Source organism: Nafulsella turpanensis ZLM-10, from assembly GCF_000346615.1.
Lineage (GTDB): Bacteria > Bacteroidota > Bacteroidia > Cytophagales > Cyclobacteriaceae > Nafulsella > Nafulsella turpanensis.
In genome coordinates this window covers 43041-69385 of sequence record NZ_ANNU01000044.1, presented here as the reverse complement: position 1 = coordinate 69385, position 26345 = coordinate 43041, and the positions used below count along the sequence as shown (strand labels likewise).

Sequence of the window (26345 nt, the reverse complement as noted above, 5' to 3'; positions counted from 1 at the left end):
CTGGCCTCTTCCTTTTTACATAATCAATCTTCCTTTATCATCGTCAACTGCTTTCCTGAACAGAAGCAAAAGTGCTAACCAAAGCTTAAATGAAAACTTATTGCCTCACTCTCTTCTTTTTTATTTCAGTCTCACTGCAGGCACAAACCATCAATGGTCATGATACTGCTGCAGTTAAAACCATTGACGGAACCATTAACGAAGTGCTAAAAATAGTAAGTGGAGAAAAGGGAGTGAAAAGAAACTGGGAGGCTTTCCGATTCCTTTTTACACCAAATGCTCAAATCACTGTTTTAAGACATGAAGAGAATAATGTGAATGTTCCAGTCACTTACTCCTTAGAGGAATTTGTGAGGCTAGGAATGAGGTTTTATGAAAATGATGGCTTTATCGAGTATGAGCTTAGCAAAACAATCAATGAGTACAATGGAATTGCGCACGCATTTCAAAGTTACTATGCAAAAGAATTGGAAATTGAAGAGCAGGGAATCAATAGTTATCAGTTAGTCCATGATGGAAAGAGGTGGTGGATTGTAAGCCTTTTATGGACGAATAACAGGAATGGGGTTCCCCTGCCCGAAGAGTATAAAAAATAAGTATTGCAACAAACAGTCCGACTGAATTACCGGCAAAGCAAAAACAGGAAAACAATTCCTTTATTAGAACCTTTTTCTAAAAGACTATTTTTGGCCTGAAGAGGCTAGTTATTAAAACTTTTTAATTTCATGCACACACTCATTGGCCCTTTCAGCCAGATTATACCCCTCGACAACTTAGCTTTTAAAGGCCCTCTGACCGATGAAAACCTGCGCACCATTGATAAGGGAGGGGTACTGGTAAAAGATGGGAAAATAGCAGCCACCGGCCCATTTGAAGAGCTATACAAAAGCCGGCCGGCTGGTACAGAGGTACAGGAAATAGAAGAACAATCGGTTTTACTGCCGGGCTTTATCGATAGCCACACCCATATTTGTTTTGCCGGCTCCCGTGCCCGTGATTACTCCCTGCGTGTGGCTGGTAAAAGCTATCAGGAAATATTGAAACAGGGCGGAGGCATACACGATACGGTTGGTAAAACCCGCGAAGCCAGCGAAGAGGATTTGGTACAGAATATCATCAGGAGAGTTCATCGGCATATCAAAGAGGGTGTTACAACCATTGAAGTAAAAAGCGGCTATGGATTGAATGTGGAAGAAGAGTTGAAAATGCTTCGTGCCATCCGGAAGGCCGGTGAACAGGTATCAGCGGAACTGATTCCAACCTGCCTGGCTGCCCATGTGAAGCCCAAGGATTTTGCCGAAGCATCGGACTACCTGACCTATATACTGGAGGAGCTGCTTCCGAAGGTAAAAGCAGAAAAGCTGACTGAAAGGGTGGATATATTTGTGGAGCCGGAAGCTTTTCCGGTAGACGCCTCTCGCCCTTATCTGCAAAAAGCGAAGGAAATGGGCTTTGCCCTCACCCTGCATGCCGACCAGTTTACCAGCGGCGGCAGCCTTTTAGCCACTGAAATTGGAGCCCTGAGTGCCGACCATCTTGAATCCAGTACTGAGCAGGATGTAAAAGCTTTGGCTCATTCCAATACCGTCGCTACCGTGCTACCTGGCGCTTCCTTAGGCCTGGGGATGCAGTACTCTCCAGCCCGCCGCCTGCTCGATGCGGGTGCCTGCCTGGCCATTGCAACGGACTGGAATCCAGGTTCCGCTCCCATGGGGGATTTGTTACTGCAGGCTTCCTTATTGGGCGCCGCCGAAAAGCTGAGCATGACCGAAGTGCTGGCCGGCCTCACTTTCCGCGCAGCGGCTGCCCTTGCTCTTACCAACAGAGGAACTCTTATCAAAGGGGCTTTGGCCGACATGCAGAGCTTTCCAACCCACGACTTCCGCGAAATCCTCTACTTCCAGGGCAAACTGAAAGCCAGGAAGGTCTGGAAAAGCGGAAAGCTTCTACAGGCCTAACCACCTTCACTCAAGACTAAGGACTCAAGACTATACCATGTACCAGGCACCCGACAAACAAATCTGGAAAGGACGAATTGACCCCGAAGATGGCGCCAAAGGACTTCGCTGGCACCAGGTGGTAAAACCACTCAAGCTGAACCAGGAAGTACAGCTGAGTGGGCAGGAAAAGAATATTGCCTTCCTGGGCTTTTGCTGCGACGAAGGCGTTCGCCGGAATAAAGGCAGAGTGGGTGCACAGCAGGGCCCTGATGCGCTACGCCAGGCCATGGCAAGCCTGCCGGTTCATTTTAACAGTGAAAAAGTAGCTCTTTTCGATGCAGGCAATGTTATTTGCCCCAACCGGAACCTGGAAACGGCACAGGAACTACTGGGCCAGAAAATTGCCTATTTACTGGAGCATGGGTATTTTCCTGTTCTTCTGGGTGGAGGGCATGAAATAGCCTATGGCCATTATCTTGGCATCCACCAGCACCTGAAAAAGTATTCTGAAGCAGCCTTTGGCATCATCAATATCGATGCCCACTTCGACTTGCGTTCTTACGCCCGGGACTCCAGCAGTGGCACCCCTTTCCGGCAGATCGCCGACTTAAGAAAAAATCATAATAAAGACTTCCAGTACCTCTGCCTGGGCATACAACCCACAGGAAATACTCCCGCACTTTTTAGTGCAGCCAAACAATTTGACACGAAATACCTGCTGGCAGAGGAGGTGCGGGAAAGTAAACTTCCTGTTATCAAAAAGAAAATCAACAGCTGGCTCGATAAAAAGGACTGGATCTATCTTACGCTCGACCTCGACGCCGTTAGCGCCGCCCATGCTCCGGGAGTAAGTGCGCCCTCCGCTCACGGACTCGACCCCTTTGTGGTTCGCGAACTTATCCTCCACCTGATTCGCTCAGGTAAAGTGCTTAGTATGGATATTGCCGAACTTTGTCCGCTCCACGATCAGGACCAGCATACCGCCAAGCTGGCCGCCGGCTATGTGTTTGAAGTGGTGCAGGCTATTGCTGCCGCCGCCACCTCCAAAACCACTGACTCCGAAGATCCGGTAAAATAAAGAGTAAAAGTAAAGAGGGAATCAGGGCTCGCCTGGTTCTGCTCATCAGAAAGGTACAGATAATGTTTGGGGAATAAAGAAAACTCATATACGTACCTTTGAGAGATTCTTTGACTTTTTTGGCAAAGGGGCATCTGCTTATCTTTCCGAAAAAAAAGTATGAAAAGATTATTTACTCTTTCCTTTATCCTGTTTTCCTGCCTCTCTATTTGTAACGCACAAAAGTATTTGCCTGCGACTCTTCACTATACAGATGGAAGTATTGTAAAAATGTTATTAAAGGCCACTCCCCCCGATGGCAAAAAAGTAACAGCCAAAGCCAGCGAGGAAGCGAATAAGGAAAAAATTGACAGCGAACTTCTCTCCAAAATTATTTTCGAAGAAGAAACAGGTCCTGTAGTATATGAGCGACATGCCCTGAACTTCGGTGGCAGGGTAAAAGACAAGCAATGGGTACAGGTGTTGGCGAGCGGACCTGCTACTCTCTATGGACAGGGAGGCGCAATGGGCATGATGCGTGCTGGGTTCGCCCACACGGTAACGGATGTCACTTTCTTTGCCAAACGAACATCAGAAGAAAACCCTTCTTTCCTGGGGGTGCATATTACCTCAGGCGCCATGCCAATTGGATATAACAAGCAATTCCGGAAATTTGCAGGTAAGTACTTCAGTGACTATCCTGCCCTTGCAGAAAGAATTGACAACAAGGAATTTAAAGTGTCTGATGCTTTAATGGTGGTGAATATTTATAACCAATGGGCATCAAAAAAGTAACTACGGCTTAATTCAGCCGGCTTGGAACCCCTTGCTTAAAACTTAGCCAAACCGGAGTTTTCTCCTGCTAAGAACTGCCGTTCGGTTCTTAGCAGGAGAAAACAGGCAGTCAATTTCCAAAGAAGAATTCTTCCATTTATATATATTCAGCACTGCTGAATTAACTAAAACTATCATGAAAAAGCCGCTATCCATTACTCTCTTTCTTTTCGTTTTTCTTCTCTCGGCCTGCACAAAAGAAGGCATGAGCCCTTCCGGCAACTCTCTCACCCTAAACGGCGCTCCTTTTGAGGTGGCTACAGTATCTTTACTGGGCGTATCGCTTGAGGGTGAAGGACATGCCGGCCTCACCTTCACCGGCAGGGAAGGCACCACCGCAAAAACGCTTACAGTTGATTTTGAGTATTCGCCTGCTCAGGCAGTTGATGGAACCTATGCGTTTCCTCAAACCAATGGAGCCCGCCTCCTGAATGACTGGCTGACCAACTTTACTGAGTTTAATTTTAGTGGTGAAACGAACTCCACCAATCTTGAAAAAGGCACTGTTACAATCAAGGACAATGGCGATTCGAATTATACGGTTACTATTGATTTAACCATGACAGATGGTAAAGTATTCAAAGGAACTTACCGTGGAGATGTACAGGCAGTTTTTAATAATGGATAGAACAGAGTTTTCTTTTTAAAAAAGGCCGGTGCCGGAAGAGGAGAACCCTTTACCGGCACCGGCCTTTTTTTCTCTGTATCTTAAAGTGAACTAATGAATTAACTTTTCTAAAAAAAGCTTTTTAACTTCTAAAGCTCCAGCTTTAAGGGAAGCAAGTTTCTGCTCCCATCCTGCGACAGGGTAACGACATATAGCTGCTCATATTCACTCTCGTCCAGCGCCTGAAGTTTATTTTCCTTTAAGAGTAAATTCACCGCAAAAGGAACCGTGTTCGAATGACCAACTACCACCACTGTTTTTCCCTCGTATTCCATTAGCAGCTTTTTAAGCCACTCCTCCTGCTTACGCGGATCGTACAGCTGTACCTCCAGTCCTTTTTGCTGTGCCAGCGGTTGTGCAGTGGAGCGGGCACGAAGGTAATTACTGCTAAAAACAGCATCGATTGGCGTATTACTCAGCAGGCCCGCAACAGCCCTTGCCCTTGCTGTGCCCACTGCCGTTAATGGCGGATCGGATGTGCCATTATTAGCCTTTTCTGCATGACGAAGTAGGATAATGGTTGTCACAGCAGGAGATGTCTGCTGTGCCCACAACGGAACATTCCCTGCCATTAGCAGAAAACAACCCATGTAAAGCAGACAGAACAAATTCTTTTTCATGGAACAGGAGGAGAATTAAAGACTTATTTAAGCTGGCTACCACTTTTCTTTTCAGTTCAAAACAAGCAGAAAAGCTTGATTCATTTTCTCTTTCTTTTCCAAACTAAAGAGAATGCCAGTGACTTCCGCAGGGTAATTGATGAACGGATAAAAGAGCCACCGGAATGGTTAAAAAAGACAAAGCCACTCCTGCAGGGGTGGCTTTGAAATTACATACTTTTCTGAATCCATTCTAAAGTTAAGCGTCAATCATTTCGCCTAATATCCGAACGCTCTCTTTAATGTAGGGGTCCTTTTCCTCGAGGGGCTCTTTCTCTTCGGCTGGCTCTTCTGCTTCCAGCTCACTTCCTATCTCTTCTTCCAGCAACTCCTCTCTCATGCTTTCCAGCTCTTTCAGCTCTTTCTTTCTTTCTGCCAGGTTCAGGGAAAGGCGGGTATCTTTCCTGGCCTCCTTCATGGCCTCTATATCTTCCACAAGGTCTATCAGCTCTTCATCTGTTTTGAGGCGCTGCTGGTAATGAGCTCTCAGCTCTGCAATCAGGTCTTCTGTAACAGCATTCACAGGTACAAAGTCAGTATCTTTAATCTGGTCCCATGGAAGGGCGGCGGGGTAAGAGCTCTCCCCAAATTCCTCGCCACTAAACTCCGAAGGAAGCTGGATATCAGGCGTAACTCCTTTATGCTGGGTACTGCTGCCTGTTACCCGGTAAAATTTGGCAAGCGTCAGCTTAAGCTGCCCCAGCTTTTCATCTGTTCTGGCAATGCGGTCGAGGTCCAGGAGATTCTGTACAGTTCCTTTACCGAAAGTCTGCTCGCCTATGACTACTCCACGCTTATAGTCCTGTATGGCTCCGGCAAAAATCTCAGATGCCGAAGCGCTAAAGCGGTTTACCACTACGCCCAGCGGTCCTTCATAAAATGTTTTAGGGTCCGGATCATCGCCGGTTTCTACGCTGCCATCGGAGTTCCGCACCTGCACCACAGGCCCTTCAGGAATAAAGAGTCCTGATAACTCAATGGCTTCAGGAAGGGAACCGCCTCCGTTATAGGTAAGGTCGATCAGGAGAGCATCCATTCCATCGGCTTCAAGCTCTGTAATAAGTTTTCGTACATCACGGGTGGTACTGCCATAGTTTGGGTTTCCTGCCTGTGCTTCTTCGAAATTCATGTAAAAGCTCGGGATGGTAATGATCCCAATCTGATACGTTTTACCATTTTCGGTATAAGGTACCATGGTTTTCCTGGGCCTTTCGTTTTCCAGCTTAATTTTATCGCGAACTAAGCTTATTTCTACCGGCAGTGCCCCGGCACCATCTTTGGCCCGCAAGATGTTCAGGCGAACAGTGGTGCCTTTTTCGCCGCGGATTAGCTGTACCACATCATCGAGGCGCCAGCCAATTACATCAACCATTTCTCCGTCTTCACCCTGTGCCACACCAACAATCCTATCATCTTTAAAAATAAGTTTGCTGGTAAAGGCAGGGCCACCGGCAATTACATCTGCTACTTTTGTATAATCGCCATCCTGCTGTAATGAGGCGCCAATTCCTTCCAGGGACTGGCTCATATTTATTTTGAAGTTCTCAGCCGTTCTGGGAGAGAAATAAGCGGTATGGGGGTCGTACGATTCCGTAAAGGCATTCATATACACCTGAAACACATCAATAGGTTTATTTTGCGAAATAAAACGTGCCATCCGCTCGTAACGGTCATCGAGCGTTTCATGAATGTCTGCCCATTCTTTATCGGCGAGCATCAGAGAAAGTGCCTGGCTCTTAATCACCTTCCGCCACAATTCATCCAGTTCTGCATCGCTGGCAGCCCATTTGGCATTTTCACGGTCGGTTTCATAATATTCATCCAGCGTAAAATCATATTCCAGCTGCACCAGCGAATCCACCTCATCCATCCTGCCTGAAAAGCGCTTTCTAAAGGTATTATAAATATCATAAGCAGCACTCAAGTCGCCTTTTTTCAGGTAATCATCAATTTTATAGCGGTACTTCTCAAAACGATCGATATCTTCCTGAAGAAAGTAAACTTTAGAGCCATCCAGGCTGCTTAAATAATTATCGAATATTACGGAAGAGAGAGAATCGTTCAGGTTTTGCTTCCGGTAGTGGGCCTGATTCAGCACGCCAACCACAATTTGCGATTCCTCAGAGAGTTTTTTGGTAGGTACCAGTAAAGTGGTATCGGAGGGGTCGAACTGGTAAGCAGCCGTATCCCTGGCCTGGCATTGTACGGTTAAAAAAGAAAAGAGGCTCAGGATTACACCAGCCACAACAGGTATTCTTTTCATGTAATTTTGGTTTTAAATTTTAACAGGTTCCGGTGTTTTAAAGGTAAGTTCTTCTATTACACCAGAGACCAAGACATTAGCATTTGCATGGGAGCAGAAAAGCCCTGCCGGCTTTCCTTTACTACAGCTGCTCCTATTATTATTACTTTTTAAATCAAATACTGTTCCACTTATTTGCAAAGAAACAGCTTTAAAGGTTTTATAATTTTCCCTGAAATACAAGCCATTCATGTAATTATGGCTAAACCACCTGTTTTCAGGTACCACATTTTCCATATTCGCAATTAGCGCACCTCTTAAAGGATAGAGGAAGCGGCTCACTTGCCCATCTTGATTATCCTTACTAATATAGCAGAACTTAGTGGCAGGAAACATGATACTTTTCCAACACTCCTAAAAGCCCTTCTGGTTCAAACTTTCTTAACCATCAACGCTCAGGGAGTTATGGTTGGCATAAAAGCCGCTACTCTTTTAGGTGTTTTTAATATGACTCTACCTGCTTTACCATTTTTTAAGCCCTGCTCCTGGTGGCAGGGATGCCTTCAGCTATCGTTGCCGCTCCTTTTCCTTTGCCTTCTCTCCATCTCATTGCAGGCACAGCAGCCGGATAGTATACAGGACAGGCGCATGAGGGCCCTTCTGGCAGGAGGTGCGGCTGGCTACACAGGCCTCCTCTTTGGCCTTAATGCTCTTTGGTATAGTGAGCAGGACCAGAGCAGCTTTCATTTTTTTAATGATAACCGCCAGTGGATGCTGGTCGATAAAAGTGGCCATGCTTACAGTAGCTTCCACTTAAGCCGAATAGGAGCGGAAGCTTTTCAGTGGGCAGGCCTGCCAAGACGGAAAGCCCAGCTGTATGGCAGCCTTGGCGGCTGGCTCCTGATGACTCCTGTTGAAATACTGGATGGGTTTTCTGCCGAGTATGGTGCCTCCTGGGGAGATGTGGCCGCAAACAGCGTCGGCAGCCTCCTGTATGCAGGGCAGCACCTGGTATGGGAAGAAGTCAGGATTAAACCAAAGTTCTCCTTTCACACCACCCCATTTGCTGCAGAAAGACCCGGCACCCTTGGCCATACCCTTCCCACGCAAATACTGAAAGATTATAATGGACAGACTTACTGGCTGGCCGTCGACCTGAAAAAGTTTTTGCCCGACAACAGCCAATATCCTAAATGGCTACACCTGGCTTTCGGCTATGGAACCACTGATATGGTATATGCCCTGCCGGAATCCAACCGGCTGAGGGGATATGAACCCCTGCAGCAATGGTACCTTGCACCTGATATTGATTTAAGCCACCTGAAGGGAAAGCGAAAATGGCTCAATGGGCTTATATTTTTACTCGAAGGCCTTCACCTTCCTGCCCCCGCACTGGAGTGGAACAGGAACGGAATCCGCTTTCATCCGTTATATTTTTAAAGAACCGGGAAATACTCTCCGCCAACCGTTCTTAAGTATTTTTGATAATTTAGCAGCAACAGACACAAACAGCATGAATATAGGTGATAAAGTAAGGGTACTCCGCGGAAAGGAAGAAGGAATCATTACCCGCATTATTGATAATAAGCTTATTGAAATAGAAATAGAAGATGGCTTCCAGATTCCCGTACTCAAAAGTGAGGTGGTTGTAGTGGCCAAAGAGGAAACCGCCTACTTTAGGCAGGAAGCCACCTCGGCGCCCGCAGCCACTCAGCCTGTGCGGGTGAGTCCTCAAAATCCACCTGCCAATGAAGGGGTTTTTCTGGCTTTCAAGCCTTTAAATGACAGGGTAGTGGCGGCCTATCTTATCAATAACAGCATTCAGCAGTTGCCCTTTTCTTTTTATGAAGAAAAAAACAACCAGCTGAAAGGAATTGCCTGTGGGAGTCTGGCAGCAGGGAGCTTCAGTAAGCTTTCTGAGCTGAACATTCAGCAATTCGAGCAATGGCCGGCTTATGTTTTCCAATGTCTCTTTTTTTCTCCAAGAGCCACAGATAAGCTCAAGGTACCACTCACGAAAAAAATTAAGTTCAAAGCTTCATCCTTCTATAAGAGCAAGAAGACCGCCCCGGTTTTAAATGCCGAGGCTTACACCTTCAGGCTCGACGAAGAGACCACTACAGTAGATCCACAGCAACTAAAAGAAAGCCTGCAGGCCAATAAAGAAGTACAGGCACAGGCCGCCGGCATTACCGGGCAGCCCCCTGCCCTGCTCGACCTTCATATTGAAAAGCTTAGCCCGGACCCCACAAAGCTCAGTAAGCAGGAAATGCTGCAGCTGCAGCTCGACAGCTTTGAAAAACACCTCGACCTGGCAATTGCGGCCGGTATGGATGAAGTGGTGTATGTCCATGGCGTGGGGAACGGAACTTTAAAAAGCGCTATTCACAAATACCTGGGCCGGCACGAGCAGGTTCTTTTCTTTAAAGATGCTCAAAAAGATAAATTCGGCTATGGAGGAACTCTTGTGAAGATAAAGTAAGCTATCTGAAACAAATAAGCCTGGCTGTGGTCATTTTATTAGAAGGTTGAACACAACAAACCATTCTAAAACAGGAGCTGCCATGGTATTTAACGAATTTATGGAAAGGTTTGCCACTGAAATTAAGGGGCACTTCTCAGCCTACGATAAAAATAAATCCGTCATATTTGTACCCATAACCGAAGGCCGCTTTCAGACAGTACTGGGGTTACAGCGACAGCACACAGGAAATGCCAGAAAAGAAATTGAATTTTCCAGTAAAGTATGTGGTTTTAATAATAACATTAATACTGAAGCCCTCCTGAGGGCCAATGCCACCTTTTGCCATGCCCGCTTTTCTGTTTCGGATAACATAGTAAAAGTAGAAGCATCGGCCTTTTTCGATACAATTACGGAAGCGCTGCTGAAAGAAATTATTTTAGAAGTAGCCACCGTAGCAGATGAATGGGAAATGAAGCTAAGCAGGCAGCATGTAGTGTGAAAGAATTTTGATGCCTGAAAAGAAAGATCACAGGATAAGCATCCGTTATCTTTTAGGAGAGTGCTAAAACAATGTACAGACTTGTATGAATCTGTAACTTTTAATTAATTGGTAAAAAGAACGCAGGCTGCCTTATCGCACCGGCCCCGGCCGGTGAGGAAAGTCCGGGCAACGCAGAGCATCCTACTTCCTAACAGGAAGGGGCCTGTGGCGAAAGCTGCAGGCTACAGCCAGTGCCACAGAAAACAAACCGCCCTGCCTGCAGGGTAAGGGTGAAAAGGCGGGGTAAGAGCCCACCGGTCCTTTAGTGATAAAGGGCGCATGGTAAACCTTAGGAGTTGAAAGACCAAATAGGTTCTGCTTTTCCGGTTTTGGCCGGAAAGAGAGTTGCTCGCTCAATTCTGCCCAGGCAGAGAGTAGAATGGGTAGGTCGATAGAGCCCGCCAGTGATGGCGGGCCCAGATAAATGATAAGGAACTGGCATATGCCAGTTGACAGAACCCGGCTTACAGGCCTGCGTTTATTTTTTAACCCTATTTTTATACAATGGCAAAAATTTTAGTAGTAGACGACGAACAGAGCATCCGCCATACCCTGCGCGATATTTTAGAGTATGAGAAATACGAAGTCGATGAGGCCAAAGACGGTGAGGAAGGCCTAAAGAAAGTAACCAGCGAGCATTACGACCTGGTACTATGCGACATTAAAATGCCTAAAATGGATGGCATGGAACTGCTGGAACGAGCCATGGAAGCAGGTATCGAATCGCAGTTTATCATGATATCGGCCCACGCTACCATAGAAACGGCTGTAGATGCCACTAAAAAAGGAGCTTTTGATTTTATAGAAAAGCCACCAGACCTCAACCGCCTGCTCCTGACGGTCCGGAATGCCCTGGATAAGTCTACCCTGGTAAACGAAACCAAGACCCTTCGTAAAAAAGTTGCCCGAAAGTACGATATGGTGGGCGAATCCGAAGCAATTCTTCAGGTAAAAGAAGCCATTGAGAAGGTAGCCCCTACAGAAGCGCGGGTACTGATAACCGGCCCTAACGGCACCGGTAAAGAGCTGGTGGCCCGCTGGCTGCACGAAAAGAGCGCTAGAAGCGGTTCGCCCCTTATCGAGGTAAACTGCGCCGCCATTCCTGCCGAGCTTATCGAAAGCGAACTTTTTGGCCACGAAAAGGGCTCCTTTACCTCTGCCGTAAAGCAGCGGATTGGCAAATTCGAACAGGCCAATGGGGGTACTCTTTTTCTGGACGAAATCGGGGATATGAGCCTTTCTGCCCAGGCAAAAGTGCTACGGGCTCTGCAGGAGCATAAAATTACCCGGGTAGGAGGCGACAAGGACATAAAAGTAGATGTCCGTATTCTGGCCGCCACGAATAAGAACCTCAGGGAAATGATTGCAGAAAACCAGTTTCGCGAAGACCTCTACCACCGCCTGAGTGTAATTGTTATAAAGGTTCCGGCTTTGAAGGATCGCAAAGAAGATATTCCGCTTTTAGTTGACCGTTTTCTGGAAGATGTCGCCAACGAATATGGCACTGCTAAAAAGAGTATGTCTGCCGCAGGTATCAGAAAGCTACAGGAGCATAGCTGGTCCGGCAATATACGGGAGTTGAGAAATGTGGTGGAGCGCCTGGTAATAATGGGCGCGCAGGAAATAACCGAAGAGGACGTTGTTAAATACACAGAAATCAGCCAGTAAAGGGCTGATTTCTGTTTTTATGCCGAGAGTGCTTTAATTTTACACTTGTTCTACATCAGCTGTTTCAATATTTACCTTATGGTTTTCTCCATCCTGCATGGTGTAAGTAGGGCAAGTTCTTTGAGTACAGGCACCTAAACCGAATAGAACCAGCGCGAAAAGTAAAGCTTTTAATTTCATGATTTTAGATTTTGGTATAACAGATCACAAAACAAATATATCAGTTCTGCTAAAATGCTACAAGTTTACGTAATTTATTAACGCTTGTTGAATTGTTTAAATATATGAATTAACGATTTTGTTAAGAAAAGAGCAATAAATTGCACCCTCTAATCTCTGAATTATCAAACCTGCCTAATATTTCGAATGTACCGTTTGGATGGGATATCCCAATATCCTGTGTTTCTACAAATGCACAGCTATGAACATTTGCTAAATCTACGACATTAACACCTCCACTCCTGCCAAAGTTTACAAAACTAAAAGGATCATTCAGATCGCGAATGTACACCTTCATCCAGGGGGGCGTTTCAAAAAGCCCCTCCCTGCGGGCATAAGCCTGCGATAACAGCTCAGTCATCCCATATTCTGAATGAATTTGAGCTATTCCCAAACCTTTTTTTAAAACCTCATGTAGTTCCGCTCTTATCATTTCCTTACGCCGGCCTTTCATGCCTCCTGTCTCCATCACAATTGCACCACTTAAGTCAGCTCCTTCTTCGGCCAAATCAAGTAAGGCAAAGCTTACCCCTATCAGCAACAGCTTTTTCCCAGCTTTCTTTACCCGCTCTACCTGCTCCAGCAAAGCCTTATGCTCATATAAATAAAAGCCTGAAAGCTTACTGTCGGCCTTCGACATAAAAAAATCGGCCATAGCCACCAGTGAAGAATGCTCCCGCTCCAGGTAAGAAGGAAGCAGTGCCAGGATTGCAAACTGACTTAAGGGTCCATACAGGCGCTCAAAAGCTTTTTGAGCACCCTGCTGATAAAAGCCTATATCCTGAATGTAATGCCTGCTCCGAACTCCGTATCCGGTACCACTACTTTCATAGTATCCTTCCTCCGTCCATTGTCCGGCCCGTACCGATTTCGTTTTGAAAAAATCAATAGGCATAAAAGGAATACCTGATATAGCCGATACTTCTGAGGGTTCTACATTCAGATGCTGCAGGTACTCACCATAAACTACATTTTCCTGTGCCTGAAAATTAAAAACCTCCAGCGCAAGGTCCTCAAAATCAGCAGGGCTCAGCTGTAATACCCGCGACTGCAAATCTTTTAAGTTTTTCAATAGTTATAAAATAAGAGTAACATACAAATATTATAATTTATTCGTTATTTTTAACGATAAGAACTGCTCAGTACATGAAGGATTCACACACTTTATCCACCCTCTTTATTTTTTTGCTGCTGTCAGCCTCTGCCTGCTATGAGGCTCCTGAGTTTCCTGTAGAACCGGAAATCAGCTTTAAGGATGTTACCTTTTACGATACTCCAAATGATCCGACAGACTCGCTGGTCATTTCCATTGCCTTCCAGGATGGTGATGGCGACCTGGGGCTGAAGGGAGATGAACTGGATCCTCCTTACCACTCCTTTACCTTTGAAGAAGACGGAAGCGGCAACGTCCTTACCATTAGCAGCAATGACACCATGCCTCCTTTTACAAGGCCCTATAGCTGCACAAATTATATATTAGGCAGGTTCGATAGTACCGGAGCCTTTTACTATTACAGCACCTCCGATAACAGCCCTTATAAAAAGACTTTTGGTGAAGTGGGGCCAGACACTCTGTACTCTACCCCAAACCCTTATTATTATAATATTTATTTAGAGTTTCTGGTAGAACGGGAGGAAGGATTTGTTCCTTTTGACTGGACCACAGCTCCTCCCGGTGGAGGCTGCGGTATTTCACCTCATGGCCGCTTCCCGATTTTATTTGATCCGAAACTTCCGGATAAGCCATTGAGCGGAACGCTTACCTACCAGTTTATCAATAATGGATTGCTGCCCTACTTCAGGAATGAAACTCTAAAACTGCGGGTCTATATCATCGACCGCGCCCTGCATGTTAGCAATATAGTAGAGTCCCCCCCTTTTACCTTAGAAGAGGTAGAGGCAGGCGAATAGTAGTCAGCAGCAGAAAAAAAGCTTCCCCGCTCAGGAGAAGCTTTTTTGTTTCCTATCCCGAAGGCTTATCCTTTATAAACAGGTGGAAAAGCTTTTGGATCTACCTCTTCCATTAATTTATAAACTGTATCGAATACTGTTTCAATATTAGGCTTGGAGAAATAATCGCCATCGGAAGAATAGGCCGGGCGGTGTGGCTGGGCGGCAATGGTAACTGGCTGAGAATCCAGGTAACGGTACCCCTCCTGCTCTTCGATTACCTGCTGCATCATATAGGCAGAAGCGCCACCGGGTACATCCTCATCCGCAAAAATAATACGGCTCGTCTTTTTCAGCGATTCCACAATGCGGTGGTCCAGGTCAAACGGCAGAAGTGTCTGCACGTCTATTACCTCACAGCTAATGCCAAACTCTTCCAGTTGCTGTGCTGCTTCCATTACAATACGGCACATAGAGCCATAGGTAACGATGGTCACATCCTCCCCTTCTCTCAGTACCTCCGGCACGCCCAGAGGCACTGTAAAAGTATCGATATTGCGAGGTATCCGCTCTTTTAAGCGGTAGCCGTTCAGACATTCAATCATCAGGGCCGGATCGTCTGACTGCAACAGGGTGTTATAAAAGCCGGCAGCCTGGGTCATATCTCTTGGCACCAGTACATACATCCCACGCAGGGAATGAAGAATCATGCCAATGGGGGAACCGGAGTGCCACACCCCTTCCAGGCGGTGCCCTCTTGTTCGCACAATCAGCGGCGCCTTCTGCCCTCCTTTGGTTCTGTACTGCAGGCTGGCAAGGTCATCTGAAAGTATCTGGATAGCATAAAGCAGGTAGTCCAGGTACTGAATCTCGGCAATAGGCCGGAGGCCTCTCATGGCTGCCCCTATGCCCTGCCCAATAATGGTACACTCCCGAATGCCGGTATCGGTTACCCTTAGCTCTCCGTATTTTTCCTGAAGGCCGGCAAAGGCCTGGTTTACATCGCCAATTCTACCTACATCTTCCCCGAATGCAAATACGCGGGGGTCGCGGCTAAGAGCTGCATCGAAGCAGGCCTGCAGTACTTCTCTACCATCTACCTGATCGTCTTCTTCATTAATTTCCGCTTTTACTTCCTTTACCTTTAGTGCGGCCTGCTCCGACTGGCTATGCAGGTGGCTGTTGAAGCGGTCTTTGTTTCTTCCCTCTACCTTTTCCAGCCAGCTCAGCATAGAGCTTTTTACCGGCGACTGGCTTTCGCGCAAATAGCGCAGGGCTCGTTTTACGGCTCTTACTCCATCGAGTCGAACAGGGTTAAGGGTCTCGGCCAGCTCACGCGAAATAGCTTCAATCGGAGCAGCCTCACCGGCTGCCTGCTTCAGCAGTTCCATCGCCTCCTGCTGCTCTTCCTCAATAGAGGCCCTGAAGGCTTTCCAGGCATTATTCTTTGCCTCACGGGCACGGTTCACTGCTTCTTTTTCTATGGCATCCAGCTCCTCTGCCGAAGCCATATCATTCTCCAGTATCCACTCCCGCATTTTGCGGATGCAGTCATGTTCCGCCTCCCATTCGAGTCTTTCTTTGGATTTGTAGCGCTCGTGCGAACCGGAGGTGGAGTGGCCCTGTGGCTGGGTAAGCTCAACGACATGTACAAGGCCCGGTACATGTTCCTCACGACATACCTGCGCCGCTTTCCGGTAAGTATCTACCAGGGCCAGGTAGTCCCATCCTTTCACTACATATATTTCGTAACCTGCTTCTCCTTTTTTGCGCTGGAAGCCGGCCAGTACTTTTGAAATACTGCCTTTAGTGGTATGGTATTCCTGCGGAACAGATATACCATAGGCATCATCCCAAACCGATACCAGCATGGGCACCTGCAATACACCGGCTGCATTAATTGCTTCATAGAACATGCCTTCGGAGGTAGAGGCATTACCGATAGTACCAAAGGCTATCTCATTTCCATTGATAGAAAAATCTTTAAACTCCTGCAGGGCCGGATTCTGGCGGTACAATTTGGAAGCATAGGCCAACCCTACCAGTCGCGGCATTTGAGAGGCCGTTGGAGAGATATCTGAACTGCTGTTTTTCTTTTCAGTAAGGGTTTTCCAGTTTCCGTTTTCGTCCAGCATACGGGTACCGAAGTGCCCATTCATGAGGCGGCCGGCCGAGGCAGGATCGGCCTCTACATCGGTATGGGCATAGAGCTGGGCAAAATACTGTTCTATGGTCAGCTCCCCGGTTGCGAACATAAAGGTTTGGTCGCGGTAATAACCGGAGCGAAAGTCGCCCTCCCGGAAAGCCTTTGCCATGGCAATCTGGGCCACCTCTTTTCCATCGCCAAAAATGCCGAACTTTGCTTTCCCCATAAAAACTTCTTTCCGGCCCATAAGGCTGGCCTGTCGACTTTCACAGGCTAAGCGGTAGTCGGACAGTATTTCATCTGTGGCAATGGCCTTATTTTCTGAAACGGTTGTTGTGTTCGTACCCATTATAAACCGGATTTAAAGTTGAGAATATTTTTATATTCGGAAACCAGCGATGGACCAAATATAATTTTAATAAAAAGCAAAATATGCAGCAATATCAATAAAAAATTTTGTTCATTTTTATTGAATGATAAACAAAATTATAAAAAAAGAGGTAGCATCCAAATCCCTTCCTCCAAGCCAAACTAGCCTTAAAGGCTAAACAGAATGGCATTTAACTTATTTAGCAATGAAAGTTCTTAAAAGCACAAGGCAACAAAATATAATATTTATAATGCAGGTATTTTCAGAATATAATTTAACAGGAATTTTAAATCATTTTAATCTACCTGCTTTCAAACAAATTTCAAACGATTGCATTTAAGGAGTTACTCTTTTCTTATACCAGTGAAAAAGACGAAATGTTTCCTGTTCTTTAACGGACAAATATTATATTTGCCAAAACTTTTAAAACACAAGCACAATGATAATTGGTGTTCCTAAGGAGATCAAGAATAACGAAAACCGCGTAGCCTTAACGCCTGCCGGTGTTCAGGAACTGAAGAAGTTCAACCATCAGGTATATGTACAATCTACCGCAGGTGAAGGCAGTGGTTTCTTAGACGAGGAATATGTTGCTGCAGGTGCCCAGATTCTTCCTACTATAGAGGAGGTGTATGGTATTGCAGAAATGATCATGAAGGTTAAAGAACCGATTGAGCGTGAATATAAACTTGTAAAAGAAGACCAGCTTATTTTTACTTATTTCCACTTTGCCTCCAGTCAGCCTCTTACCGAAGCCATGATTAAGAGCCGTTCGGTTTGCCTTGCCTACGAAACAGTAGAGAAAGCAGATCGTAGTCTGCCACTCCTTGTGCCAATGTCGGAAGTAGCGGGTAGAATGTCTGTACAGGAAGGGGCTAAATACCTGGAAAAACCAATGGGGGGCCGCGGCATCCTGTTAGGTGGTGTACCCGGTGTTCGTCCTGCCAAAGTAATGATTCTGGGTGGTGGTATAGTGGGTACGCACGCCGCACAAATGGCTGCAGGATTAGGAGCCGATGTTACCATTCTGGATATTAACCTGAACCGCCTTCGCTATCTTTCAGAAGTAATGCCAGCCAACGTAAATACTTTTTACTCCAACGAGTACAATATTCGCGAGCTGCTTCCGTCTCACGACCTGATTATTGGTGCTGTCCTGATTCCTGGTAAAAAAGCGCCTCACCTGATTACCCGCGACATGCTGAAAGATATGCGCCCGGGTACTGTACTGGTGGATGTGGCAGTTGACCAGGGCGGTTGTATTGAAACCTGTAAGCCTACTACTCACCAGGACCCGACTTATGTAATTGATGGCATTGTGCATTACTGTGTAGCCAACATGCCAGGTGCCGTGCCTTATACTTCAACCCTGGCCCTGACGAATGCGACCCTTCCTTATGCTATTCAGTTAGCGAATAAAGGATGGCAGAAAGCCTGTATCGATAGCCGAGAGCTTCTTTTAGGCCTGAATGTTATACATGGCGATGTTGTGTATGAAGGAGTCGCGGAAGCATTTGGCCTGCCTCATGTTCCGGCAGAAATGCACCTGAACAGGCATTATGCCCCGGGGCAGTAAACTTCTTCCGCTGAATTACAATTTATGAAGAAAAAGGACTGCTTAGCGGCAGTCCTTTTTTATAAGGGGCTGGAAGGGATTGTAGGCAGGAACTCCCAACTTTGAGTTCCGGGCTTTAGCTGGCAGCAAAAATGCTGAAGCCCATTACTCACTACTAACAAATTTGCCTGCAGCACCTTATTATAAGTAGCAATCTGGTTAAATACCTGCTGATTAATGGTTACCGAAGGGGCTTTGCACTCCACAATCATAAATGGCTTTGCCTGACGGTCAAAAACGACTATATCAGTCCTGCGTTGCAACTGGTGGTACTTTAAACCGCTTTCAGTGGTAATCAGGCCCTTTGGGTAGCGCAGGTCGGATATCAGGTAATGAAGGAAGTGCTGCCTTACCCACTCCTCGGGCGTCAGCAGTAAATACTTGCGCCGGATGCTGTCATAGATATAGAGTTTATCCTGCTGTTTCTTTATTTTGTGCTCAAAGGCAGGCAAATTCAGTTGTATCATTGCGTAAAATTAGAACAAAATAAATATGAAGACAAAAGAAGAGATCGTTGCCAACTGGCTCCCCCGCTATACTGGTGTTCCGCTCGAAAAGTTTGGCGAATATATTTTACTGACCAACTTCATCGGCTATGTAGAAATGTTTGCTGAGAAGTTTGGGGTTCCGGTAATAGGAAAAAGTAAGCCAATGCAAACAGCCACAGCCGAAGACATCACTATTATTAATTTTGGGATGGGCAGTGCTATGGCTGCCACTGTAATGGACCTTTTGAGTGCCATTAAACCAAAGGCGGCTCTCTTCCTGGGCAAATGCGGCGGGTTAAAGAAAAAAACGAAGCTGGGCGACCTTATTCTTCCTATTGCAGCCATCAGGGGCGAAGGAACCAGTAATGACTATATGCCACCCGAAATTCCGGCCCTTCCCTCCTTCCGCCTCCAGCGCTCTGTTTCTTCCATGATTAAGAAGCACGAAATGGATTACTGGACAGGTACGGTTTACACCACTAACCGCCGTGTTTGGGAGCATGATGAGGAGTTTAAAGAGTACCTTCGTTCCATCAGAGCTATGGGCGTTGATATGGAAACTGCCACCCTCTTCATTACCGGCTTTGTGAATGAAATTCCGCATGGAGCCCTACTGCTTGTATCTGACAACCCGATGATTCCGGAAGGGGTGAAAACAGAAGCCAGCGACCGTAAAGTAACAGATGTGTATGTAACCAAACACCTGGACATCGGCATCGACTCTCTCATTGAGTTAAGAGATTCGGGTGAATCTGTAAAACACCTGAAGTTCGAATGACTTCAGATAACACTCCCCGCACTCTTCATCCATGAGCCTTTTTACCAGGCAAAATTTAAATCTCCATCTAAAAGAAAAGCCTTTACTGATCTCCTTCTGGTATCGATAAAGGCTTTTTCTTATTCAACTGATTTCATGCTTTGGGCAGGAAATAAACCAAAATCAAGCAAAGGATTATACCATAGCTAGAGAGGCTGCTCAAGCCACCTCCGGAGCAGGTGCAGGGCTCCAGGGAAAGACTATATGCCTTTGGACCTGAGGCATGCAATGGAACCAACCTATCGGGGAGAAACATGGAGAAGCGGCTCTTCAAGTGAAAAGGCAGGCCGGAAACAAAAAAAGCCCCTCTGTTTAGAGGAGCTCTTATATTGTAATTATTGTAATGGTTTGGTTCTCGCATAGGAAAACCGGTCCTGTTTTTAATCCAGATCGATCTCCTGAGGGGTGGAGTACATCACCTTCAGGGCATTAGCTTCTTTCAGCTCTTCCTGAACATCGGTAATCAAACCCATTTTTGCTTCACTATCCACCTTTAAGGAAATAGTCAGCTGATTTTTTTCCGCTTCATTCAGTTTAGAACGTTCTTCCTCTACAAACTGCACGATATCCTTTACATCAATAAACACATCGTTTATTTGAATTCTGGGTTCTGTACCGTACACGCTTGTTTCTGTGGGCTTACCAATGTATACATAAGATACCAGTTCCACTTTTTCGAGCTTTTTAATTTGCTCGGCACGTGGCAGCTGCTGCTCCACTTTTACTGTATTCTCACGCATAACCGTAGTTACCATGAAGAAGAAGAGAAGCATAAAGATAATATCCGGCAGGGCCGAGGTTGGTATTTCCTGCTTTGTATTTGACTTCTTACGAAACTTGCTCATAATATTTCTCCTCTTTATTTACTTGGTTGGGCAATGGATATCGCCATTGGGATATCTCCTCTTCCTCTCTCGTATATTGCCCGTTCTTCCGGATTATTCAGGTCCAGGTTACGGAATTCTTCTGGTGACACTCCTGCTCTCTCAGCATATATTTCATAATAGGCTCCCTGCAGTTCATCCAGCACCGTTATAAACATTTCGTAGCTGGTACCACGGTTGTTCTTCAGGGAAACAATGGCATCCTGAGGACTTTCTGAAAGCGTTGGATCGTTATTCGGATTCATCACGAATTCTTTCACCATCTCCTTCAGTTTGCTGGGGTCATTGAGCGGCTCATCTTCCACCAACAGGCGGTCTTCTGAGTTGATCAGCACCTTAAAGATATTCCGGTCATTAAGCTTTACTTCCGGTGGCGGCTGGTTTGGGTCCGGCTTTGCAGGAAGTTGTAACAACAAGCCCTTTTCGTTCGGGATTGTTGTGGTTACGAGGAAGAACACCAGCAGAAGGAAAGCGATATCGGCCATGGAGCCTGAGTTAACTTCCGGTGTTCCTCTGTCTTTCTTTCTTGCCATAATTTAATTATCTAAATAGTTTAGAAACTTCTGTAACCGCAATGCTAAGGAGCGCCAGGCCAAGTAGAATATACATGGTAATAATGGCACCTCCTATAATCTTACCGCCACCACCATCAAGGCTGTAACGGGCATAATAAGGCATTACTTCACTATCTGCTAACGCATATCCTATCAGAAAAATTACAGCCAGGGCTAAAATTCCGCCGCCAATCGCTAAGAGGCTGCGAGGATTGCTAAAGGATTTAATCAGGGGCAGAACAATGGCAGCAACAGCAGCCACGATTACCAGAAAATATCCCACATATAGTGCTATATCGAAAAAGCTTGAACTCTCTTCCATACTCTTGTTAAATTTTCGTTTATGATTTAAGAACCTTCTATCTACCTAAAGGTAAATTATCTTCTGGTAGTTAGCTGGTGCTTCACCAAAAGGTCAACCAGGGCGATAGAAGCATCTTCCATCTTATTCACGATAGAGTCGATTTTCGATACGCAGTAGTTATAAAATAACTGAAGGATAATGGCAACAATAAGACCGGCTACTGTTGTTAAAAGGGCCACTTTAATACCATTTGCCACAACAACAGGAGAAATATCACCAGCCTGCTCAATCGCATCAAATGCCTGAATCATACCAATTACCGTACCCATGAACCCAAGCATTGGAGCCAGAGAGATAAAAAGAGAAATCCACACCAGTCCTTTTTCAAGACGACCCATTTCTACAGAACCGTAAGAAATAATAGACTTTTCTACCATATCGATACCTTCTGAGCTACGCATTAAGCCCTGGGTAAAAATAGAAGCGATTGGGCTGCTGTTATTACGGGTAACTTCTTTGGCTCCTTCGATGCCGCCAGTGGCAAGTGCATCTTCTACATTAGCTAAAAGCTTCTTTGTATTGGTGGTAGCCATATTAAGGGTAATAATTCTTTCAATTGCAATGGCAAGACCAAGGATCAGACACAGCAATACAATGCCCATAAATTCCCAACCACCATCGATAAAGTATCTTTTTACTACCTGATGGAAATTTTCACTTTCTTCTCCTTCAAATTCTGCTTCTTCGGCAGCCGGCTCAATAGCAACTGGGGGCGTTTCAACTACTTCTTCTTCCACAGCAGCAGTATCTTCAACGGCCGTTTCCTCAACAGCTTCAGTTTCTACATCCTGCGCAAAAACGGCAGTAGAATTACCGAAGCTCATTACACTAAAAAGCATCAATAAAGCGAATAACTTTTTCATAGTTTAGTTGTTAGTAAGTACTGGTGTTAAATAGGTTAGATTTAATTTCAAGTTGTATTTATTGATTTTAAAAAAATCAGCAGAGAGAGAGGGATTCGAACCCTCGATACCCCGTGAAGGGTATACACACTTTCCAGGCGTGCGCCTTAAGCCACTCGGCCACCTCTCTGTGTAAGTAATATTTCAAAGCAATAAGGCACAAATAAATAGATAAAAAACGCTTTATGCAAATATATAATCCATTTTTTAACGACTAATCCCCGGCCATTTCCCCACACAAGGGCACTGAAAATTCGCTTTTCAGACGGTTCACAGAATAATCTTCGCCAAGTAATAACATTGTCTTTGTCATAGCTGCTTCTGTGGTCATATCTGCCCCACTCAATACCCCTATGTCTTCCAGCAACTTACTGGTTCCGTACCTTCCCTGCATTACCTTTCCGCCATGGCATTGCGATATGTTAAGTACCACTACCCCATTGGCTATAATTTTTTCAAGTGCCCTGATGAACCACGGGAAAGTGGGCGCATTACCTGAGCCAAAAGTCTCCAGCACCACTCCTTTTAGCCCCGGAACGTTCAGCATATTTTCTACTACCTCCTGGCTAATTCCCGGAAACAACTTCAGGATTAAAACCTGTTTACTAAAATTTCGATGGTAATTCAGTTGGCTGTTTGCCTGGTAAGGACGAATAAAAGCTTCATTAAACAATATCTCCACCCCTGCTTCTGCCAGCAGAGGGTAATTATTAGATTCAAATGCATCGAAATGCACACTCTGTACCTTGCGGGCTCTGTTACCCCGCAACAGCCGGTAGTTAAAATAAATGCACACTTCCGGTACTATGGGTGCTCCGTCAGTTCTTTTAGCCGATGCAATTTCCAGGGCAGTAACCAGGTTTTCCCTTGCATCGGTCCTAACGGCTCCAATAGGTAATTGTGCTCCGGTAAAAACAACAGGCTTGTTAAGCCCCTGCAGCATAAAGCTGACTGCCGAAGCACTGTACGCCATTGTATCCGTCCCGTGCAAAACTACGAATCCGTCGTAATTGTTATAGTTCTCATTAATTATGTCTCCGATTTCCTGCCAGGTTTCAGGGGTAGCATTAGAACTGTCGATAAGTTCTACAAAAGAAATTACGGTTAATAATAGGTTATATCGACTCAGGGAGGGGATTTTATCCAGTATCTGCTGAAAATCGAATGGCACCAGTGCTCCTTTTTCATCGTATACCATTCCTACCGTTCCGCCGGTATAAATGATGAGTAAATTTGCTTCCGGATTTTCAGGAGCCGCTGTGTTTATGTGAATCTTTGAGTTAATCATTTGCACTGAACAGGTTTTGAGTGTTGGCAGTGGTGATAGTATATACCTCCTCCAGGCTCTTGCCACTTAGCTCCGCAAGCCTTTGAGCTACCAGCGGAATGTACGAAGGGGAATTGCGCTTGCCTCTGTGAGGGACCGGCGCAAGGTAAGGGCTATCGGTTTCGAGCACCAGGTTCTTTAAATCAATATGTGGCAGTACCTTATCCAGCCCACCATTTTTAAACGTAGCGACTCCTCCTATGCCCAGGAAAAGCCCCAGGTCAACTGCCTTTTCCGCCTCTTCGAGTGTGCCTGTAAAGCAATGGAATACTCCCCTGAAGTTTTCATCTCTGAGTTCCTCTACCAGGGCAAGCGTTTCTGCAAAAGCTTCCCTGCAGTGGATTATAACAGGTATCCCTTTTTCTTTGGCCCAGCGGGTTTGAATTCTGAACGCCTCTTCCTGCTGGGGTAAAAAAGTTTTATCCCAGTAGAGGTCTATTCCTATCTCTCCAACTGCTGCAAAAGGTCTTTTATCGAGCCATTCTTCCACCTTGTACAGTTCCTTTTCAAAATCTTTATTTACGGAGCAGGGGTGCAGCCCCATCGTGGCAACACATTCGGGGTAACGCGCCTCTGTCTCCAGCATCCGGTCAATAGAGGTGTGGTCGACATTTGGCATATATATCTGCAGCATACCTTCATCTCTGCATTTGTTAATTACCTCCGATCGGTCCTTGTCGAACGCTTTATCGTATATGTGTGCGTGGCTGTCTATCCAGTGGTTCATTTCCTATTAGGCTGTTTGAGTAAAAAATTGCCATTTAACTTTTACAAGCTGCAAACTTAATGGAATTCGGTCATTGCCCAAAGAATCCTCCATAGCCATTCCTCCTTCCATGTGCTCCCTCTCCTATTACAGCAGGAGGAAAGCCCCTCTTTTATAAGCTAAGCCTGAAAAGGGATTCCCGTATGATTTGAAATCTGCACCCCTGCCATCCGGGTATGCAGCTTAAATATTTAGCGGTACCTTCTCCCTTTCCAGCTGAAGGAAAACGGCAGCAGGTAAAAAACAAGGAGGTTCAACCCCAGGAACAGCAAATAAATTTCAAAACCGAAGAATGGCAATGATGAGGGCTCCTGAATCCTGCTGAAAAACTGACGGACAACCAACCGCTGCAGCCAGACTTTTGCAATCCATACCCCAACGCCAAGCAAAGGACTTACAAATAAAAGCAGCAAAACAGCCGGAAAGAACAGGGCCTGCACAAATAGTATAGTGACCATAAACCATGGTAACTGCAGTGCCCCTTCCATCCAGCGCCTCCGCTGGTGAAGCAGGTTTTTCCACCGCTCAATGGGTAAGGTATGCGATTTTGCTGTCGGATCCAGGGTATGGAGGCTCCTGTAGCCCAGCCTGCTCAACTGCCGGTGAAGTTCAAAATCCTCGGTAACGGAAAAAGGAATGGACGCAAAGCCCCCAACTTTCCGATAAGCTTCCTTCCGAACGGCCATGTTATTCCCAAAGACAGTTAACGTTTTTTTCGCTCCACGCAACAGGCTGTAAGCTTTGGCAAGCCCCTGGTTTAAAGCCCAGTCGAAGCGTTGCATACGGGCAAAAAAGTGCCGGCCTTCTACTATACAGGTCCCGGAAACAATAGCGACTTCAGGAGTAAAGTGGCCAAGCATTGACTTAATCCATGAGGCGGAAACAGCTACATCGGCATCGGTGATAAAGAAAAACTCAGGCTCCTCCCCTGCTGCATGGGCTAATTGGGCAAGTACATTGGCTTTTCCTTTTGCCTGCCCCCAATCCTCCTCAATATCCAGCACTCTCCAGCCAGCCCTGCCCTGGCAAAAAGCCCCGGCCACGGCTTTTGTCTCATCCTCCGAAGCATCGTTGCCTATCCATACCTGTAGCTTTTCGGCAGGGTAGTCCAATGCGGAGAGAGCGTTCAGGCAGCGGGAAAGACGGGGTGCTTCATTTCGGACGGCCAGCAAAACTGCCACTGGTGGCCACTGCTCCATAGCCGATGCTTCAGCCTCTCTGCTAGTCCGGAGTAGCCAGCAAGCCGCCAGCTTTACGCCCAGCAGGAGCAAAATGGCTGCAAGCGCTATGCTGTACAACAGACTCATAAAGATTGAAAAGCGTAGCCTAAGTTGGTAAAATGTTGGAGGTAGCGGGGCAATACCAGGGAGAGATTCCCGAACGCTTTGGGATTATCGTGAAAAACAACAATGGAGCCATTCTTGGTATACCTGATACTTTTCCTGAGGCAGCTTTCAGCAGAAAGAGACTGATCATAATCGGCCGACAATACATCCCACATAATCATTTCGTAGTGAGGTAGGAGCGCCTTTGCCTGTTCTTTCCTGATACGACCATAGGGAGGACGAAAAAGCCCCGGAGAAGTACCGCCTGCGCTTTTGATTTCATCCGTGCATTGCTGCACATTCAGGAGATATTCATCCTTTCCCGTTTTGCTGCCCTTCAGGTGGTTAAAGGTGTGGTTACCTACCTGATGCCCTGCCGCGAGCGCCCTGTTCAATATCTCCGGATGCTTGCGTACATTATCGCCCACGCAAAAAAAAGTGGCTTTGGCATTAAACTGCTCCAGTACGTCCAGTACAAAAGGAGTTACTTCCGGTACCGGGCCATCATCGAAGGTCAGGTAAATAGTTTTGGCCGTTCTGCTCCTGTGCCATGTATAGCGGGGAAAGGCCCATTGTACCGGTGCCGGTGTAAAATGAAGATACATG

At 46.1% G+C, this 26345-nt stretch carries 26 protein-coding genes, 1 tRNA gene and 1 other RNA gene; 13 read left to right on the top strand and 15 right to left on the bottom strand.

Features of this window, described 5'->3' with window-relative positions; translation table 11 throughout:
- Window positions 1-89: 89 nt before the first annotated feature.
- From F752_RS0116885 to F752_RS0116855, 5 genes are all read left to right on the top strand, one after another.
- The gene (locus F752_RS0116885) at window positions 90-596 is read left to right on the top strand and encodes a hypothetical protein (protein ID WP_017732931.1); all 507 of its coding nucleotides are present in this window, start codon (window positions 90-92) and stop codon (window positions 594-596) included.
- 129 nt (window positions 597-725) lie between these two features.
- A complete protein-coding gene (hutI, locus tag F752_RS0116880; protein ID WP_017732930.1) occupies window positions 726-1958 on the top strand; it encodes an imidazolonepropionase in 1233 nt (410 codons plus the stop codon).
- Between the two features lie 37 nt (window positions 1959-1995).
- Window positions 1996-3018, top strand: coding sequence for a formimidoylglutamase (hutG, locus tag F752_RS0116875; protein WP_017732929.1), 1023 nt, complete (start codon window positions 1996-1998; stop codon window positions 3016-3018).
- A gap of 159 nt (window positions 3019-3177) precedes the next feature.
- On the top strand, window positions 3178-3792 hold the full coding sequence (locus tag F752_RS0116865) for a hypothetical protein (RefSeq protein WP_152425176.1): 615 nt from the start codon (window positions 3178-3180) through the stop codon (window positions 3790-3792).
- A gap of 175 nt (window positions 3793-3967) precedes the next feature.
- Window positions 3968-4459, top strand: coding sequence for a hypothetical protein (locus F752_RS0116855; RefSeq protein WP_152425175.1), 492 nt, complete (start codon window positions 3968-3970; stop codon window positions 4457-4459).
- Between the two features lie 128 nt (window positions 4460-4587).
- On the opposite strand, the gene F752_RS0116850 is transcribed toward F752_RS0116855, so the two are convergent.
- Window positions 4588-5025 carry a histidine phosphatase family protein gene (locus F752_RS0116850; RefSeq protein ID WP_160164126.1) on the bottom strand — a complete coding sequence of 146 codons (438 nt, stop codon included), beginning with the start codon at window positions 5023-5025 and terminating at the stop codon, window positions 4588-4590.
- Window positions 5026-5356: 331 nt separating this feature from the next.
- On the bottom strand, window positions 5357-7420 hold the full coding sequence (locus F752_RS0116840) for a carboxy terminal-processing peptidase (protein ID WP_017732922.1): 2064 nt from the start codon (window positions 7418-7420) through the stop codon (window positions 5357-5359).
- A 444-nt stretch (window positions 7421-7864) separates the two neighbouring features.
- On the opposite strand from F752_RS0116840, the gene F752_RS0116830 reads away from it, so the two are divergent.
- From F752_RS0116830 to F752_RS0116810, 5 genes are all read left to right on the top strand, one after another.
- Window positions 7865-8839, top strand: a complete 975-nt coding sequence (locus tag F752_RS0116830) for a DUF2279 domain-containing protein (RefSeq protein WP_236614020.1) — start codon at window positions 7865-7867, stop codon at window positions 8837-8839.
- Window positions 8840-8912: 73 nt separating this feature from the next.
- Window positions 8913-9881 carry a Smr/MutS family protein gene (locus tag F752_RS0116825; protein ID WP_017732919.1) on the top strand — a complete coding sequence of 323 codons (969 nt, stop codon included), beginning with the start codon at window positions 8913-8915 and terminating at the stop codon, window positions 9879-9881.
- An 82-nt stretch (window positions 9882-9963) separates the two neighbouring features.
- The gene (locus tag F752_RS0116820; RefSeq protein ID WP_017732918.1) at window positions 9964-10362 is read left to right on the top strand and encodes a type III secretion system chaperone family protein; all 399 of its coding nucleotides are present in this window, start codon (window positions 9964-9966) and stop codon (window positions 10360-10362) included.
- A gap of 119 nt (window positions 10363-10481) precedes the next feature.
- Window positions 10482-10887: RNase P RNA component class A (gene rnpB, locus F752_RS25500), an RNA gene on the top strand.
- A 21-nt stretch (window positions 10888-10908) separates the two neighbouring features.
- Entirely contained in the window at window positions 10909-12072 is a 1164-nt protein-coding gene (locus F752_RS0116810) for a sigma-54-dependent transcriptional regulator (protein WP_017732916.1), read from the top strand.
- A gap of 39 nt (window positions 12073-12111) precedes the next feature.
- Here F752_RS0116810 and F752_RS26445 read toward each other — a convergent pair whose 3' ends face one another.
- Window positions 12112-12252: a hypothetical protein gene (locus F752_RS26445; protein WP_169331914.1), complete on the bottom strand. Its 141-nt coding sequence runs from the start codon at window positions 12250-12252 to the stop codon at window positions 12112-12114.
- 121 nt (window positions 12253-12373) lie between these two features.
- A complete protein-coding gene (locus tag F752_RS0116800; protein ID WP_026135804.1) occupies window positions 12374-13363 on the bottom strand; it encodes a LuxE/PaaK family acyltransferase in 990 nt (329 codons plus the stop codon).
- Window positions 13364-13437: 74 nt separating this feature from the next.
- Between F752_RS0116800 and F752_RS0116795 the strand changes: the two genes are divergently transcribed.
- Window positions 13438-14202, top strand: a complete 765-nt coding sequence (locus F752_RS0116795; protein ID WP_017732914.1) for a hypothetical protein — start codon at window positions 13438-13440, stop codon at window positions 14200-14202.
- Between the two features lie 65 nt (window positions 14203-14267).
- Here the strand turns inward: F752_RS0116795 and F752_RS0116790 are convergent, their stop codons facing one another.
- Window positions 14268-16676: an alpha-ketoacid dehydrogenase subunit alpha/beta gene (locus tag F752_RS0116790; protein ID WP_017732913.1), complete on the bottom strand. Its 2409-nt coding sequence runs from the start codon at window positions 16674-16676 to the stop codon at window positions 14268-14270.
- A 460-nt stretch (window positions 16677-17136) separates the two neighbouring features.
- Between F752_RS0116790 and ald the strand changes: the two genes are divergently transcribed.
- The gene (ald, locus tag F752_RS0116780) at window positions 17137-18273 is read left to right on the top strand and encodes an alanine dehydrogenase (RefSeq protein WP_017732911.1); all 1137 of its coding nucleotides are present in this window, start codon (window positions 17137-17139) and stop codon (window positions 18271-18273) included.
- A gap of 59 nt (window positions 18274-18332) precedes the next feature.
- Here ald and F752_RS0116775 read toward each other — a convergent pair whose 3' ends face one another.
- Window positions 18333-18779: a type I restriction enzyme HsdR N-terminal domain-containing protein gene (locus F752_RS0116775; RefSeq protein WP_017732910.1), complete on the bottom strand. Its 447-nt coding sequence runs from the start codon at window positions 18777-18779 to the stop codon at window positions 18333-18335.
- A 25-nt stretch (window positions 18780-18804) separates the two neighbouring features.
- Here F752_RS0116775 and F752_RS0116770 point away from each other — a divergent pair, with 25 nt between their 5' ends.
- On the top strand, window positions 18805-19578 hold the full coding sequence (locus F752_RS0116770) for an AMP nucleosidase (RefSeq protein WP_017732909.1): 774 nt from the start codon (window positions 18805-18807) through the stop codon (window positions 19576-19578).
- Between the two features lie 419 nt (window positions 19579-19997).
- On the opposite strand, the gene F752_RS0116765 is transcribed toward F752_RS0116770, so the two are convergent.
- The 9 genes from F752_RS0116765 to F752_RS0116725 form a co-directional block, all read right to left on the bottom strand.
- Window positions 19998-20462, bottom strand: coding sequence for an ExbD/TolR family protein (locus F752_RS0116765; protein ID WP_017732908.1), 465 nt, complete (start codon window positions 20460-20462; stop codon window positions 19998-20000).
- 14 nt (window positions 20463-20476) lie between these two features.
- The gene (locus F752_RS0116760; protein WP_017732907.1) at window positions 20477-21034 is read right to left on the bottom strand and encodes an ExbD/TolR family protein; all 558 of its coding nucleotides are present in this window, start codon (window positions 21032-21034) and stop codon (window positions 20477-20479) included.
- 7 nt (window positions 21035-21041) lie between these two features.
- Entirely contained in the window at window positions 21042-21377 is a 336-nt protein-coding gene (locus tag F752_RS0116755) for a hypothetical protein (RefSeq protein WP_017732906.1), read from the bottom strand.
- Between the two features lie 56 nt (window positions 21378-21433).
- Window positions 21434-22282 carry a MotA/TolQ/ExbB proton channel family protein gene (locus F752_RS0116750; protein WP_026135803.1) on the bottom strand — a complete coding sequence of 283 codons (849 nt, stop codon included), beginning with the start codon at window positions 22280-22282 and terminating at the stop codon, window positions 21434-21436.
- Window positions 22283-22362: 80 nt separating this feature from the next.
- A tRNA-Ser gene (locus F752_RS0116745) sits at window positions 22363-22451 on the bottom strand.
- A gap of 84 nt (window positions 22452-22535) precedes the next feature.
- Window positions 22536-23609, bottom strand: coding sequence for an asparaginase (locus F752_RS0116740; protein WP_017732904.1), 1074 nt, complete (start codon window positions 23607-23609; stop codon window positions 22536-22538).
- Window positions 23602-24375, bottom strand: coding sequence for a TatD family hydrolase (locus F752_RS0116735; protein ID WP_017732903.1), 774 nt, complete (start codon window positions 24373-24375; stop codon window positions 23602-23604). Before F752_RS0116735 ends, F752_RS0116740 begins: the two co-directional genes overlap by 8 nt.
- Before the next feature lie 230 nt (window positions 24376-24605).
- Complete coding sequence (locus F752_RS0116730; RefSeq protein ID WP_017732901.1) at window positions 24606-25721, bottom strand: glycosyltransferase family 2 protein; 1116 nt, start codon at window positions 25719-25721, stop codon at window positions 24606-24608.
- Window positions 25718-26344 (bottom strand): polysaccharide deacetylase family protein, encoded by a 627-nt coding sequence (locus tag F752_RS0116725; protein ID WP_017732900.1) that lies wholly within the window; start codon window positions 26342-26344, stop codon window positions 25718-25720. Before F752_RS0116725 ends, F752_RS0116730 begins: the two co-directional genes overlap by 4 nt.
- Between the last annotated feature and the right edge of the window lies 1 nt (window position 26345).